The organism is Streptomyces cyaneofuscatus, assembly GCF_000718135.1.
GTDB classification, from domain to species: domain Bacteria; phylum Actinomycetota; class Actinomycetes; order Streptomycetales; family Streptomycetaceae; genus Streptomyces; species Streptomyces cyaneofuscatus.
Window position 1 is genome coordinate 173,264 of the sequence record NZ_JOEM01000006.1, and the last position, 12,674, is coordinate 185,937.

At 70.8% G+C, this 12,674-nt stretch carries 13 protein-coding genes; 6 read left to right on the plus strand and 7 right to left on the minus strand.

Annotated features, from left to right (window positions below):
• The first annotated feature begins 296 nt into the window (after positions 1 to 296).
• The 5 genes from acs to IF17_RS1000000139715 all read left to right on the plus strand — a co-directional run bounded on the left by acs (position 297) and on the right by IF17_RS1000000139715 (position 5,819).
• Positions 297 to 2,294, plus strand: a complete 1,998-nt coding sequence (gene acs / locus IF17_RS0112125; RefSeq protein ID WP_030565030.1) for an acetate--CoA ligase — start codon at positions 297 to 299, stop codon at positions 2,292 to 2,294.
• 203 nt (positions 2,295 to 2,497) lie between these two features.
• On the plus strand, positions 2,498 to 3,937 hold the full coding sequence (nhaA, locus tag IF17_RS0112130) for a Na+/H+ antiporter NhaA (protein WP_051883966.1): 1,440 nt from the start codon (positions 2,498 to 2,500) through the stop codon (positions 3,935 to 3,937).
• Between the two features lie 40 nt (positions 3,938 to 3,977).
• Positions 3,978 to 4,514 carry a phage holin family protein gene (locus tag IF17_RS0112135; RefSeq protein WP_018514211.1) on the plus strand — a complete coding sequence of 179 codons (537 nt, stop codon included), beginning with the start codon at positions 3,978 to 3,980 and terminating at the stop codon, positions 4,512 to 4,514.
• Entirely contained in the window at positions 4,511 to 5,485 is a 975-nt protein-coding gene (locus IF17_RS0112140) for an alpha/beta fold hydrolase (protein WP_018514210.1), read from the plus strand. The genes IF17_RS0112135 and IF17_RS0112140 overlap by 4 nt, the downstream gene beginning before the upstream one ends.
• A 115-nt stretch (positions 5,486 to 5,600) precedes the next feature.
• Entirely contained in the window at positions 5,601 to 5,819 is a 219-nt protein-coding gene (locus IF17_RS1000000139715; protein ID WP_078533214.1) for a hypothetical protein, read from the plus strand.
• Between the two features lie 98 nt (positions 5,820 to 5,917).
• On the opposite strand, the gene IF17_RS0112145 is transcribed toward IF17_RS1000000139715, so the two are convergent.
• The 3 genes from IF17_RS0112145 to nth form a co-directional block, all read right to left on the minus strand.
• A complete protein-coding gene (locus IF17_RS0112145; RefSeq protein ID WP_030565034.1) occupies positions 5,918 to 7,123 on the minus strand; it encodes a MarP family serine protease in 1,206 nt (401 codons plus the stop codon).
• A 91-nt stretch (positions 7,124 to 7,214) separates the two neighbouring features.
• Entirely contained in the window at positions 7,215 to 7,973 is a 759-nt protein-coding gene (locus IF17_RS0112150) for an NUDIX hydrolase (protein WP_425315163.1), read from the minus strand.
• Between the two features lie 123 nt (positions 7,974 to 8,096).
• Positions 8,097 to 8,948, minus strand: a complete 852-nt coding sequence (nth, locus tag IF17_RS0112155; RefSeq protein ID WP_373036940.1) for an endonuclease III — start codon at positions 8,946 to 8,948, stop codon at positions 8,097 to 8,099.
• A 348-nt stretch (positions 8,949 to 9,296) separates the two neighbouring features.
• Here nth and IF17_RS0112160 point away from each other — a divergent pair, with 348 nt between their 5' ends.
• Positions 9,297 to 9,971: a Crp/Fnr family transcriptional regulator gene (locus IF17_RS0112160; RefSeq protein ID WP_003967450.1), complete on the plus strand. Its 675-nt coding sequence runs from the start codon at positions 9,297 to 9,299 to the stop codon at positions 9,969 to 9,971.
• 97 nt (positions 9,972 to 10,068) lie between these two features.
• On the opposite strand, the gene IF17_RS0112165 is transcribed toward IF17_RS0112160, so the two are convergent.
• The 4 genes from IF17_RS0112165 to sp36 all read right to left on the minus strand — a co-directional run bounded on the left by IF17_RS0112165 (position 10,069) and on the right by sp36 (position 12,631).
• The gene (locus IF17_RS0112165; RefSeq protein WP_030565040.1) at positions 10,069 to 10,899 is read right to left on the minus strand and encodes an MBL fold metallo-hydrolase; all 831 of its coding nucleotides are present in this window, start codon (positions 10,897 to 10,899) and stop codon (positions 10,069 to 10,071) included.
• A complete protein-coding gene (locus IF17_RS0112170; RefSeq protein WP_030565042.1) occupies positions 10,896 to 11,810 on the minus strand; it encodes an NUDIX hydrolase in 915 nt (304 codons plus the stop codon). Before IF17_RS0112170 ends, IF17_RS0112165 begins: the two co-directional genes overlap by 4 nt.
• A 192-nt stretch (positions 11,811 to 12,002) precedes the next feature.
• Positions 12,003 to 12,473, minus strand: a complete 471-nt coding sequence (locus IF17_RS0112175; RefSeq protein ID WP_018514204.1) for a RidA family protein — start codon at positions 12,471 to 12,473, stop codon at positions 12,003 to 12,005.
• On the minus strand, positions 12,473 to 12,631 hold the full coding sequence (gene sp36 / locus IF17_RS1000000138485; protein WP_003967454.1) for a Sp36 family protein: 159 nt from the start codon (positions 12,629 to 12,631) through the stop codon (positions 12,473 to 12,475). The genes IF17_RS0112175 and sp36 overlap by 1 nt, the downstream gene beginning before the upstream one ends.
• Between the last annotated feature and the right edge of the window lie 43 nt (positions 12,632 to 12,674).

Sequence of the window (12,674 nt, forward strand, 5' to 3'; positions counted from 1 at the left end):
AAGCGCAGGCGGAACACGCGCGAAGCGCAGGCGGAACACACGCGGAGCGCAGGCGCGACCCACCCACCGAGGAGCCCGGCAACGGCACAGGTCCCGGCGGCCCTGAACCGGACAGCCCCCGGACCCGTGAGACCTGATGACCCCATTCCGCTCAGCGACTTTGCGCCAAACGTCGTGAACACGCGTCGTAAAGCCGCCCTGACCAGCGGAGCGGGATCATGCTTCCATACACGAAGACACAGGTCTAAACCAATTCCCGGCAGACACTTGTCACCTGGCCTCGCGCCTGATGAGCTATGCCCCGGGACACAACGGACACCCTGGGACTGGGAGAAGTCGTGAGCAACGAGAGCCTGGCCAACCTGCTTCGGGAAGAGCGGAAGTTCGCTCCACCTGCCGCTCTGGCCGCCAATGCCAACGTCACCGCAGAGGCGTACGAGCAGGCCGAGGCGGACCGGCTGGGCTTCTGGGCCGAGCAGGCCCGCCGCCTGACGTGGGCCACCGAGCCGACCGAGACCCTCGACTGGAGCAACCCGCCCTTCGCGAAGTGGTTCGCGGACGGCAAGCTGAACGTCGCGTACAACTGCGTGGACCGGCATGTCGAGGCGGGCAACGGCGACCGGGTCGCCATCCACTTCGAGGGCGAGCCCGGCGACAGCCGCGCCATCACCTACGCGGAGCTGAAGGAAGAGGTCTCCCGGGCCGCCAACGCGCTGACCGAGCTGGGCGTCGGCAAGGGTGACCGGGTCGCCGTCTACCTGCCGATGATCCCCGAGGCCGCCGTCGCGATGCTGGCCTGTGCCCGCATCGGCGCCACGCACTCGGTGGTCTTCGGCGGCTTCTCCGCCGACGCCATCGCCACCCGTATCCAGGACGCGGACGCCAAGGTCGTCATCACCGCCGACGGCGGCTACCGCCGCGGCAAGCCCTCCGCGCTCAAGCCCGCGGTCGACGACGCCGTCTCCCGTATCGAGAGCGTCGAGCACGTCCTCGTGGTCCGCCGCACCGGTCAGGACACCGCGTGGACCGAGGGCCGCGACGTCTGGTGGCACGAGATCACCGCCCGGCAGTCCGCCGAGCACACCCCCGAGGCCTTCGAGGCGGAGCAGCCGCTCTTCATCCTCTACACCTCGGGCACCACGGGTAAGCCGAAGGGCATCCTGCACACCTCGGGCGGCTACCTCACCCAGGCGGCCTACACCCACCACGCGGTCTTCGACCTCAAGCCGGAAACCGACGTCTACTGGTGCACCGCCGACGTCGGCTGGGTGACCGGCCACTCGTACATCGTCTACGGGCCGCTGGCCAACGGCGCGACCCAGGTCATGTACGAGGGCACCCCGGACACCCCGCACCAGGGCCGGTTCTGGGAGATCGTGCAGAAGTACGGCGTCACGATCCTCTACACGGCGCCGACCGCGATCCGCACGTTCATGAAGTGGGGTGACGACATCCCCGCCAAGTTCGACCTGAGCAGCCTCCGCGTCCTCGGTTCGGTCGGTGAGCCGATCAACCCCGAGGCGTGGATGTGGTACCGGAAGAACATCGGCGCCGACAAGTGCCCGATCGTGGACACCTGGTGGCAGACCGAGACCGGCGCGATGATGATCTCGCCGCTGCCGGGCGTCACCGAGACCAAGCCGGGATCCGCCCAGCGCGCCCTGCCGGGCATCGCCGCCACCGTCGTCGACGACGAGGCGAACGAGGTGCCCAACGGCGGGGGCGGCTACCTCGTCCTCACCGAGCCGTGGCCCTCCATGCTCCGCACCATCTGGGGCGACGACCAGCGGTTCCTCGACACCTACTGGTCGCGCTTCGAGGGGAAGTACTTCGCGGGCGACGGTGCCAAGAAGGACGAGGACGGCGACGTCTGGCTGCTCGGCCGCGTCGACGACGTCATGCTCGTGTCAGGCCACAACATCTCGACCACCGAGGTCGAGTCGGCGCTCGTCTCCCACCCGTCGGTCGCCGAGGCGGCCGTGGTCGGGGCGAACGACGAGACGACCGGCCAGGCCATCGTCGCGTTCGTGATCCTGCGGGGCACGGCGACCACCTCCGACGAACTGGTCGCGGAGCTGCGCAACCACGTCGGCACGACGCTCGGCCCGATCGCGAAACCGAAGCGGGTCCTGCCGGTCGCCGAGCTTCCCAAGACGCGCTCCGGCAAGATCATGCGCCGCCTCCTCCGCGACGTCGCCGAGAACCGCGAGCTGGGCGACGTCACCACGCTCACCGACTCCTCGGTGATGGACCTGATCACCACCCAGCTGCCGTCCTCGTCCTCCGAGGACTGAGCAAGCTTCCTGAAAAACTGAGAAAGACCTTCTTGTACGGCTCCGATGGGCATCCGGCACCGCGCCGGGTGCCCATCGGAGCTCCCGTACAGTGAAGGGCGTGCCGCCTGCGACGTCGTAGCGACACGACACCGCCGTAGGGGCGAGAAAATCTCACAGGGGCGCCGGGAAGTCTGGTCGGCACGGTCATCAGCCATGGCATCATGCCGTTCCCCAACCGGAGGTTCCCCCTCGTGGCACCGCCCACCCCTGCCCCGCCCACGCCGCCCCGGCGCACCCTGCTCGGCAGGCTCCCTCTCCCCGAGCGCACCTATCTGGCCGACGCGCTCCGCACCGAGACCGTCGGCGGTGTCCTGCTCCTGGTGGCCGCCGTCGCGGCACTCATCTGGGCCAACACCTTCGGCAGCGCGTACGAAGCGGTCAGTGACTTCCACTTCGGGCCCGGCTTCCTCGGACTGGACCTCTCCGTTGCGCACTGGGCCGCGGACGGCATGCTCGCGATCTTCTTCTTCGTGGCAGGCGTCGAGCTGAAGCGGGAACTGGTGGCCGGCGAGCTGCGGGACCCGAAGGCAGCCGCCCTGCCCGTGGTGGCGGCCCTCTGCGGCATGGCGGCACCCGCCCTGGTCTACACCCTTACGGTGGTCATCGGCGGCGGTTCACTCGCCGGCTGGGCCGTGCCCACCGCCACGGACATCGCCTTCGCCCTCGCCGTCCTCGCGGTGATCGGCACCTCGCTGCCGTCGGCGCTGCGCGCCTTCCTCCTCACCCTGGCCGTCGTCGACGACCTCTTCGCCATCCTGATCATCGCCGTCTTCTTCACGTCGGACCTGAACTTCCTGGCTCTGGGCGGGGCAGTCGCCGGCCTGGTCGTCTTCTACCTGCTGCTGCGCTGCGAGGTCCGCGGCTGGTACGTGTACGTGCCCCTGGCGCTGACGATCTGGGCCCTGATGTACAACAGCGGCGTCCACGCCACCATCGCCGGTGTCGCGATGGGCCTGATGCTGCGCTGCACCCGCCGGGAGGGCGAATCCCACTCGCCCGGGGAGCACATCGAGCACCTGGTCCGGCCGATCTCGGCCGGGGTCGCCGTACCGCTGTTCGCCCTGTTCGCGGCAGGGGTCTCCATGAACGGCGAGGCGCTGGCAGGCGTCTTCACCCGGCCCGAGACCCTCGGCGTCGTGCTGGGCCTCGTCGTGGGTAAGACCATCGGCATCTTCGGCGGCACCTACCTCGCGGCTCGCTTCACCAAGGCCGAGCTGAACAAGGACCTGGCCTGGGCCGACGTACTCGCTCTCGCGTCCCTGGCGGGCATCGGCTTCACCGTCTCCCTCCTGATCGGTGAGCTGGCGTTCACGGACGACACCGAGATGACCAACGAGATCAAGGCCGCCGTGCTCATCGGTTCGCTGACCGCGGCCCTTCTCGCCTGCGTACTGCTCCGGATACGCGTCCGCAAGTACCGTGCCCTCCTCGACGCCGAAGAGCTGGACGAGGACGGCTCCGGGGTGCCTGACGTCTATGAACAGGACGATCCGGGGTACCACCTGCGGATGGCCGCGATCTACGAGGAGAAGGCGGCCGAACACCGCCGTCGCGCCCAACAGGCGGGGGCAACGCGCAACGAGCCGGACAGTCCGGCATGATCTGACATCAGGTGTGTCGAAGACGGAGAGGGAGTCAGGGATGAGCGACCCCGGCAACTACGTGGGCAGCGCGGACCGCAGCATCGGGCAGTTGGTCGCCGCGGCGACGGCCGAGATGTCCGCGCTGGTGCACGACGAGATCGCCCTGGCGAAGGCGGAGGTGCGCCAGGACGTCAAGCGCGGGGCGATCGGCAGCGCGGCGTTCATCGCGGCGGGGGTGCTGCTCCTCTTCACGATGCCGATGCTGAGCTTCGCGGCCGCGTACGGCATCCACAACCTGGGGCTCGGCCTGGCGTGGTCGTTCCTGATCGTGGCCGGCGCCTTCATCCTGCTGGCCGCCCTGATCGGGTTCATCGGCCTGCGGAAGTTCAAGAAGATCAAGCCGCCGGAGAAGTCCATCGCCTCCGCCAAGCAGACCGCCGCCGTCCTGCAGAAGGCGAAGCCGCACCCCCGCCCGGCCATCGAGGCCGACGCGATCCTCCGGCGCTCCGGCTCCAGCCTCGCGGCCGGTACGGGGGTGGAGGCCCTGCCGGCGGGTAAGGACAAGGCCTCCGCTGTGGCACGCTCGTCCACATGACGGTTCCCGATTCCAGCGCATCCGGTCCGGCGGGCTCGGCGAGCCCGGCCGGCGCCGGAGGCCCCGTACGGCTCGACGGCCCCTGGACCCACCGCGACGTGGCGGCCAACGGGGCACGGTTCCACATCGCCGAGATGGGCGAGGGGCCGCTGGTCCTCCTGCTGCACGGGTTCCCGCAGTTCTGGTGGACCTGGCGCCACCAGCTGCCCGCACTCGCCGACGCGGGCTTCCGGGCCGTCGCGATGGACCTGCGCGGGGTGGGCGGCAGCGACCGGACACCGCGCGGTTACGACCCCGCCAACCTGGCTCTCGACGTCACCGGGGTGATCCGCTCCCTCGGCGAGCCGGACGCGGCCCTGGTCGGCCACGACCTGGGCGGCTACCTCGCCTGGACGGCCGCCGTGATGCGGCCCAAGCTGGTGCGCCGGCTCGCCGTCTCGTCCATGCCCCACCCGCGCCGCTGGCGCTCCTCGATGCTGTCCGATTTCGCGCAGTCGCGCGCGGGCTCGTACATCTGGGGCTTCCAGCGCCCCTGGCTGCCGGAGCGTCAGCTCGTCGCGGACGACGCCGCCCTGGTGGGCCGGCTGGTCCAGGACTGGGCCGGGCCCCGCACGCCGGAGTTCCCCGACGAGGAGACCCTGGCCGTCTACCGGCGGGCGATGAGCATCCCCTCGACGGCGCACTGCTCGATCGAGCCGTACCGCTGGATGGTCCGCTCGATGGCGCGTCCGGACGGGGTCCAGTTCAACCGGCGGATGAAGCGGCCCGTGCGTGTGCCCACCCTGCACCTGCACGGATCACTCGATCCGGCGGTCCGGACCCGGAGTTCGGCGGGGTCCGGCGAGTACGTCGAGGCGCCCTACCGGTGGCGACTTTTCGACGGTGTCGGTCACTTCCCCCACGAGGAGGATCCGATCGCCTTCTCCACCGAACTCATCAACTGGCTCAAGGATCCTGAGCCCGACCGGTAGCCGCGCACCCGCCAGGGGCACAGCCGTGCGACGAACAGCCACTTGCCTGCCGCATAAGCCAATTGGCTGACTCGCGCACGATTACCGACCTTGGGTCACGGGCAGACGTCGGGGTATGGGCTGGACGCACGACTTCACTGACGAAGCACGCAACCGCCGCTCCACCGCGACAGCCGGTGCGAGCACTCATGAGGGGGGCGGCCCCCTGGGCCGGGTGCACCAAGTGCAGGACCTTCATCATCACCGGCTCGGGAATCACCGCCTCGGGATCTCGCGCATCCTCCGCCGTCGGGCCCGCTGGGTCTCGGCGCGGCTGCGCCACCCCCGTAGCTGATCTCTCCGGTATCTCCTGACAACCCCGCCCCCCGCCGATCCGCGTGTGCTGACCGGCGGGGGTCTTTCAGGGCGGGGGCTTTCAGGGCCTGGGCCGCCTCAGAGGGCGCAGCCCTGGCTGTCGACCTGCTGGTTGGCCGTGCGGCCGATCTCGATGTCCTCGCGGATCTCGTCGGCCGTCAGCGCGTATCCGGTGTCCGGGTCGTCGAGCGATTTGGCGAACACCACTCCGTACACCTTGCCGTCCGGAGTGAGCAGCGGGCCGCCGGAGTTGCCCTGGCGCACGGTCGCGTAGAGGGAGTAGACGTCGCGCAGGACTGTGCCCCGCTGGTAGATGTCGGGGCCGTTGGCGTCGATACGGGCGCGGACGCGGGCGGAGCGTACGTCGTAGGCGCCGTTCTCCGGGAAGCCGGCGACGATCGCGCTGTCGCCGCTCTGCGCGTCGTCGTTCGGGCCGGTGAACTCCAGGGGCGTGGCCCTGAGGTCGGGGACGTCCAGGACCGCGATGTCGCGCTGCCAGTCGTAGAGGACCACCTTGGCGTCGTAGAGCCGGCCCTCGCCGCCGATCTGGACGGTCGGCTCGCTGACGCCGCCCACGACGTGGGCGTTGGTCATCACCCGGCGGCCGGAGAAGACGAAGCCCGTGCCTTCGAGGACCTTGCCGCAGCTCGGGGCCGTACCGACGACCTTGACGATCGACTTCTTGGCACGGGCGGCGACCGGGCTGCCCACCAGGGCCGGGTCCGGGGGCTTGACCTCGGTGATCGGCTCGTTGGCGAAGGGGCTGAAGACCTGCGGGAAGCCGTTCTGCGCGAGGACGGAGGAGAAGTCCTGGAACCAGGGCGGCGGCTGTTGGGGCATCACCCGGGAGATCCCGAGGAAAACCGAGGAGTTGCGGACCTCCTTGCCGAGCGTCGGCAGCGAGGTGCGGGCCAGCGGCAGGGCGATCAGCCAGGCGACCAGCAGCATGGCCACCACGTTGACCAGGGCGCCGCCGGTGGCGTCCAGCGCGCGGGCGGGCGACCAGGTGATGTATCTGCGGAGCTTGTTGCCCAGGTGGGTGGTGAAGGCCTGGCCGATCGAGGCGCAGACGATGACGATGACGACCGCGCCGATGGCGGTCGCGGTGGAGACCTCCGCCCCCTCGGTCACCCGGTCCCAGATGATCGGCAGCAGATAGACGGCGACGAGACCGCCCCCGAGGAAGCCGATCACCGACAGGATGCCGACGACGAAACCCTGTCGGTAGCCGATGACCGCGAACCATACGGCGGCGAGCAGCAGCAGGATGTCCAGCACGTTCACCGTCAATAGCCTCGCAGTTTCGTCACCTGGCCCGTCGGGGGTGACGGGGTCCGGGCCGGGCCCGGTACAGCGCAGCAGGACAGCCAGCGTGTCATGCGCGCCAGTCGAGCGGCACCTGTCTGGCCCGGTCCCACGGGCGTTCCCAGCCCGCGTAGTGCACGATCCGGTCGATCACTCCGGCCGTGAATCCCCAGACCAGGGCCGATTCGACCAGGAAGGCCGGGCCGCTGTGCCCGCTCGGATGGACGGCCGTGGCCCGGTTGGCGGGGTCCGTGAGATCCGCCACGGGAACGGTGAAGACCCGGGCCGTCTCGGCCGGATCGACCACCCCGACCGGGCTGGGCGCACGCCACCAGCCGAGGACGGGCGTCACGACGAAGCTGCTGACGGGGATGTAGAGCCGGGGCAGCACGCCGAAGAGCTGGACACCCCGGGGGTCGAGTCCGGTCTCCTCCTCGGCCTCGCGCAGCGCGGCGCGCAGCGGCCCGGTGGTGGCCTGGTCGCCGTCGTCGGGGTCGAGGGAGCCACCGGGGAAGGACGGCTGGCCGGGGTGCGAGCGCAGGGTGCCGGCGCGCTCCATCAGCAGCAGCTCGGGGCCGCGCGCCCCTTCGCCGAAGAGGATCAGCACGGCGGACTGCCTGCCCGCCCCGCTCTCGGGCGGTAGGAAGCGGCTGAGCTGCTGCGGGCGGACGCTGCGGGCGGCCTGGGCCACGGGGACGAGCCAGGCGGGCAGGCCCGCGGTGGTCACGTCGACCGCCGCGCGGTCGAGCGCCGCGCGGGTGTTCGCATCCGCGTCGGCGTCTACGACTGCGCCCGCGTCCGCGACTGCATCCGTGTGCGTGTGTGCCACCGGCACCCCCCTCGTTGCCCTGGTTTCACAACGCCTGTCGTCGGCCATTTCGTTCCGAGCCATTCCGTGGTTCGTCGTGGGTTCGCCGTGGTTCGTCGGGAGGGTGCTCGATGCCGCACTCCCTCATACGGCTCCGAGCGCGGGAGCGGGCTTGCCCGGGAAGTCGGGAGGCGGGCTGAGCCGCTGGCCCGGATAGCCGCCCATCTCGTACTTCAGCAGCTTCCTGGCCTTCTCGGGGTCGGTCTCGCCTTCACCGTACGAAGGACAGAGCGGCGCGATGGGGCAGGCGCCGCAGGCCGGTTTCCGGGCGTGGCAGATGCGGCGGCCGTGGAAGATCACCCGGTGCGAGAGCATCGTCCACTCGCTCTTCGGGAAGATGTCGGCGATCACCGCCTCGACCTTCACCGGGTCCTCCTCGTCCGTCCACTTCCAGCGCCGGACCAGACGGCCGAAGTGCGTGTCCACGGTGATGCCGGGGACCCCGAAGGCGTTGCCCAGCACCACGTTGGCGGTCTTGCGGCCGACGCCGGGGAGCTTGACCAGGTCCTCCAGGCGGCCGGGGACCTCGCCGCCGAAGTCGTCCCGCAGCGCGGCGGAGAGGCCGAGGAGCGACTTGGTCTTGGCCCGGAAGAAGCCGGTCGGCCGGATCAGCTCCTCCATCTCCTCCGGATTTGCCGCCGCCATGTCCTCGGGCGTCGGATAGGCGGCGAAGAGCGCGGGGGTGGTCTGGTTGACCCTCAGGTCGGTGGTCTGGGCGGAGAGGACCGTGGCGACGAGCAGCTCGAAGGGGTTGCGGAAGTCCAGCTCGGGGTGGGCGTACGGATAGACCTCGGCGAGCTCCCGGTTGATGCGGCGGGCGCGGCGGACCAGCGCGAGGTGCGACTCGCCCTTGGGGATCTTGGGCGCCTTGGGTGCCTTGGATGCTTTGGGTGCCTTGGACGCTTTGGGAGCGGTTCCGGTCTTCGACGATGTCACTGCGGGCCTCCTGGCCATCTCACGGACCGCTGTCCCGGTCTCTCCAGGGAGCCATTTGCGGCACTCTCCGGGCGAACCGGGGAGTGTTCGCCCACAGCGGAATCACGCCTTCCCGACACCCCATCAGCCCCCTCGGCCCGTGTACTCCCCGGCATTCTGGACACCCGGCCAGCCTAGAGCCAGCCACTGACAACCGCCCCGGTCACCGCGTATCCACCCCCGATCGGCCCCCTGCCGTAGGGACCGGCACGCCCGTGCGTCAAACTGGTTTGTGATTGATCGCACTGTTTTACCGTCCGGCATGATGGGGACCACGGTTCCCTGAACAGGCCGACAAGGAGAGAACTCGTGGACGACGTTCTGCGGCGCGCCCCGCTTTTCGCGGCGCTCGATGATGAGCAGGCCGCGGAGCTCCGCGCCTCGATGAGTGAGGTGACCCTCGCGCGCGGCGACGCGCTTTTCCACGAGGGCGACCAGGGTGACCGCCTGTACGTGGTCACCGAGGGCAAGGTGAAGCTCCACCGCACCTCGCCCGACGGGCGCGAGAACATGCTGGCCGTGCTCGGTCCCGGCGAGCTGATCGGTGAGCTCTCGCTCTTCGACCCCGGCCCGCGTACGGCGACCGCCTCCGCGCTGACCGAGGTCAAGCTCCTCGGCCTCGGCCACGGCGACCTGCAGCCCTGGCTCAACGCCCGGCCCGAGGTCGCCACCGCGCTGCTGCGCGCCGTCGCCCGGCGCCTGCGCAAGACCAACGACCAGATGTCCGACCTGGTCTTCTCCGATGTGCCGGGCCGGGTCGCCCGCGCCCTCCTGGACCTGTCGCGCCGCTTCGGCGTCCAGTCGGAGGAAGGCATCCACGTCGTGCACGACCTCACCCAGGAGGAGCTGGCCCAGCTGGTCGGTGCCTCCCGCGAGACGGTCAACAAGGCCCTCGCGGACTTCGCGGGCCGCGGCTGGCTGCGCCTGGAGGCCCGCGCGGTCATCCTGCTGGACGTGGAGCGCCTCGCGAAGCGTTCGCGCTGACCCGTCGCGTGATGTGACCTGCTGAACGTACTGAGGCCCCGCGCCGACCGGATGCACTCCGGCGGGCGCGGGGCCTCAGTACGTTCACACGGCCGCCCTAGATGAGCCCGTGCCCCGCGAGGTACTCCAGCTGGGCCCGTACCGACAGTTCGGCGGCCGGCCACAGCGAGCGGTCCACGTCGGCGTAGACCCGGGCCACCACCTCCGACGGCGTACGGTGTCCCGCCTCGACCGCCGTCTCGACCTGGGCCAGCCGGTGCGCGCGGTGGGCCAGGTAGAACTCCACGGCCCCCTGCGCGTCCTCCAGGACCGGCCCGTGGCCCGGCAGCACCGTGTGCACGCCGTCGTCGACCGTCAGCGAGCGCAGCCGCCGCAGCGAGTCCAGGTAGTCCCCGAGCCGCCCGTCCGGGTGCGCGACCACCGTCGTACCGCGGCCCAGGATCGTGTCGCCCGTCAGCACCGCCCGGTCGGCGGGCAGATGGAACGAGAGCGAGTCGGCGGTGTGGCCCGGCGTCGGGACCACCCGCAGCTCCAGGCCGCCGGTGGTGATCACATCGCCCGCCCCGAGACCCTCGTCCCCCAGCCGCAAGGCCGGATCCAGGGCCCGTACGTTCGTCCGCGTCAGCTCGGCGAACCGCCCCGCGCCCTCCGCGTGATCAGGGTGGCCGTGCGTGAGCAAAGTAAGGGCCACGCGACGCCCGGACCGCTCCACCGCGTCGATCACGGCCCTCAGGTGTACGTCGTCGAGGGGCCCGGGGTCGATGACGACGGCGAGATCGGAGCCGGGCTCGGCGACGATCCAGGTGTTCGTGCCGTCGAGCGTCATCGCGGACGGGTTCGGCGCGAGGACGTTGACCGTACGGGCGGTCGCGGGCCCGGAGGCCACGATTCCGCGCGGCTGTCCCGGGAGGGCGGCTGCGTCGCTCATGCCGCACCCCCGTCCCCACCGGGCGCGGGTTCCCCGCCCGCCGTCGGTACGTGCTTGGTGAACTCGTCGTGCCCCGGCCAGCTCAGCACCAGCTCATCCCCCTCCAGGCGGGCCTGCGCGAGTACGGGAGTCATGTCCTGGACGTCCGCCGCCCCGAGCGCCTCGGCGGCCGTCCTGAACGGCGTCAGGGCCCGCAGCGTCGACACGGTGGGCGGCATCATCAGCAGCTCGCCCAGGTCGTAGCGGCGGGCCGCGTCGGCCGGGGCGATCCACACCGTACGGTCCGCCTCCGTGGAGACGGCCCGGGTCCGCTGCCCCTCGGGGAGCGCGGCGACGAAGAACCAGGTGTCGTACCGCCTCGGTTCGAACTCCGGGGTGATCCAGCGCGCCCAGGCGCCCAGCAGGTCCGAGCGGAGCAGCAGCCCGCGCCGGTCCAGGAACTCCGCGAAGGACAGATCGCGGGCGACCAGCGCCTCACGGTCGGCCTCCCAGTCGGTCCCGGTCGTATCGCCGACCACCGTCCCGGCACTCTCCCCGGCGAGCAGGACGCCCGACTCCTCGAAGGTCTCGCGGACCGCCGCACACACGATGGCCTGCGCCTCGGTGACCGTCGCCACGCCGAGCCGGGCGGCCCAGTGCTCCAGCGAGGGCCCGGCCCACCCGATCAGCCGGTCGTCGTCGCGCGGATCGACACCGCCACCCGGATAGGCGTACGCGCCTCCGGCGAACGCCATGGAGGTTCGGCGGCGCAGCATGTGCACCACGGGGCCGGGCGTCGCGCCCTGGGACCCCGGATCGCGGAGCAGCATCACGGTGGCCGCCCGCCGGGGTGCCACGGCCGTCAGCTCACCTGCGGCGAGCGCCCGGATCCGCTCGGGCCATTCCGGGGGGTACCACTGACCTTGGGACATGGCCGGAGGCTATCCGGAACCGCGTCGATGTTCGAGAGGCTCCGTGATCATCACGGGGACCCGACATGCCCCGTACACACCCGATCGTGCCCGCCGCACCCACGATCCGCCCGTCACACACGCGATCCCGCCCGGTCACGGGGACCGGGCGGGATCGGAGAACGTACGAGAAGGACGTACGGGGAGGGGCCCTCAGGCGTCGACGAGCTCGACCTGGACCTCGACCTCGACAGGGGCGTCCAGCGGCAGCACGGCGACGCCCACGGCGCTGCGTGCGTGCACACCCTTGTCGCCCAGGACCGCGCCCAGCAGCTCGCTCGCACCGTTGATCACGGCGGGCTGCCCGGTGAAGTCGGAGGCCGAGGCGACGAAGCCCACGACCTTCACGACGCGCTTGATCCGGTCCAGGTCACCGGCGACCGACTTCACGGCGGCCAGGGCGTTGAGCGCGCAGGTCTTCGCGAGCTCCTTCGCCTCGTCCGGCGTGACCTCGGCGCCGACCTTGCCGGTGACGGCGAGCTTGCCGTCCACCATCGGGAGCTGACCGGAGGTGTACACGTACACCCCGGACTGCACGGCCGGCTGGTACGAGGCCAGCGGCGGCACGACGGCGGGCAGGGTCAGGCCGAGCTCGGCGAGCTGAGCCTCGACGGCGCCCGCCACTAGGCCTTCTCCCGCTTCAGGTAGGCCACGAGCTGCTCGGGGTTGTTCGGGCCGGGAACGACCTGGACCAGCTCCCAGCCGTCCTCGCCCCAGGTGTCCAGAATCTGCTTGGTCGCGTGCACGAGAAGGGGCACGGTCGCGTATTCCCACTTGGTCATGGGCCTGACTGTAACGCCTGGCACGTCCGGTCCCGTGCGTAGG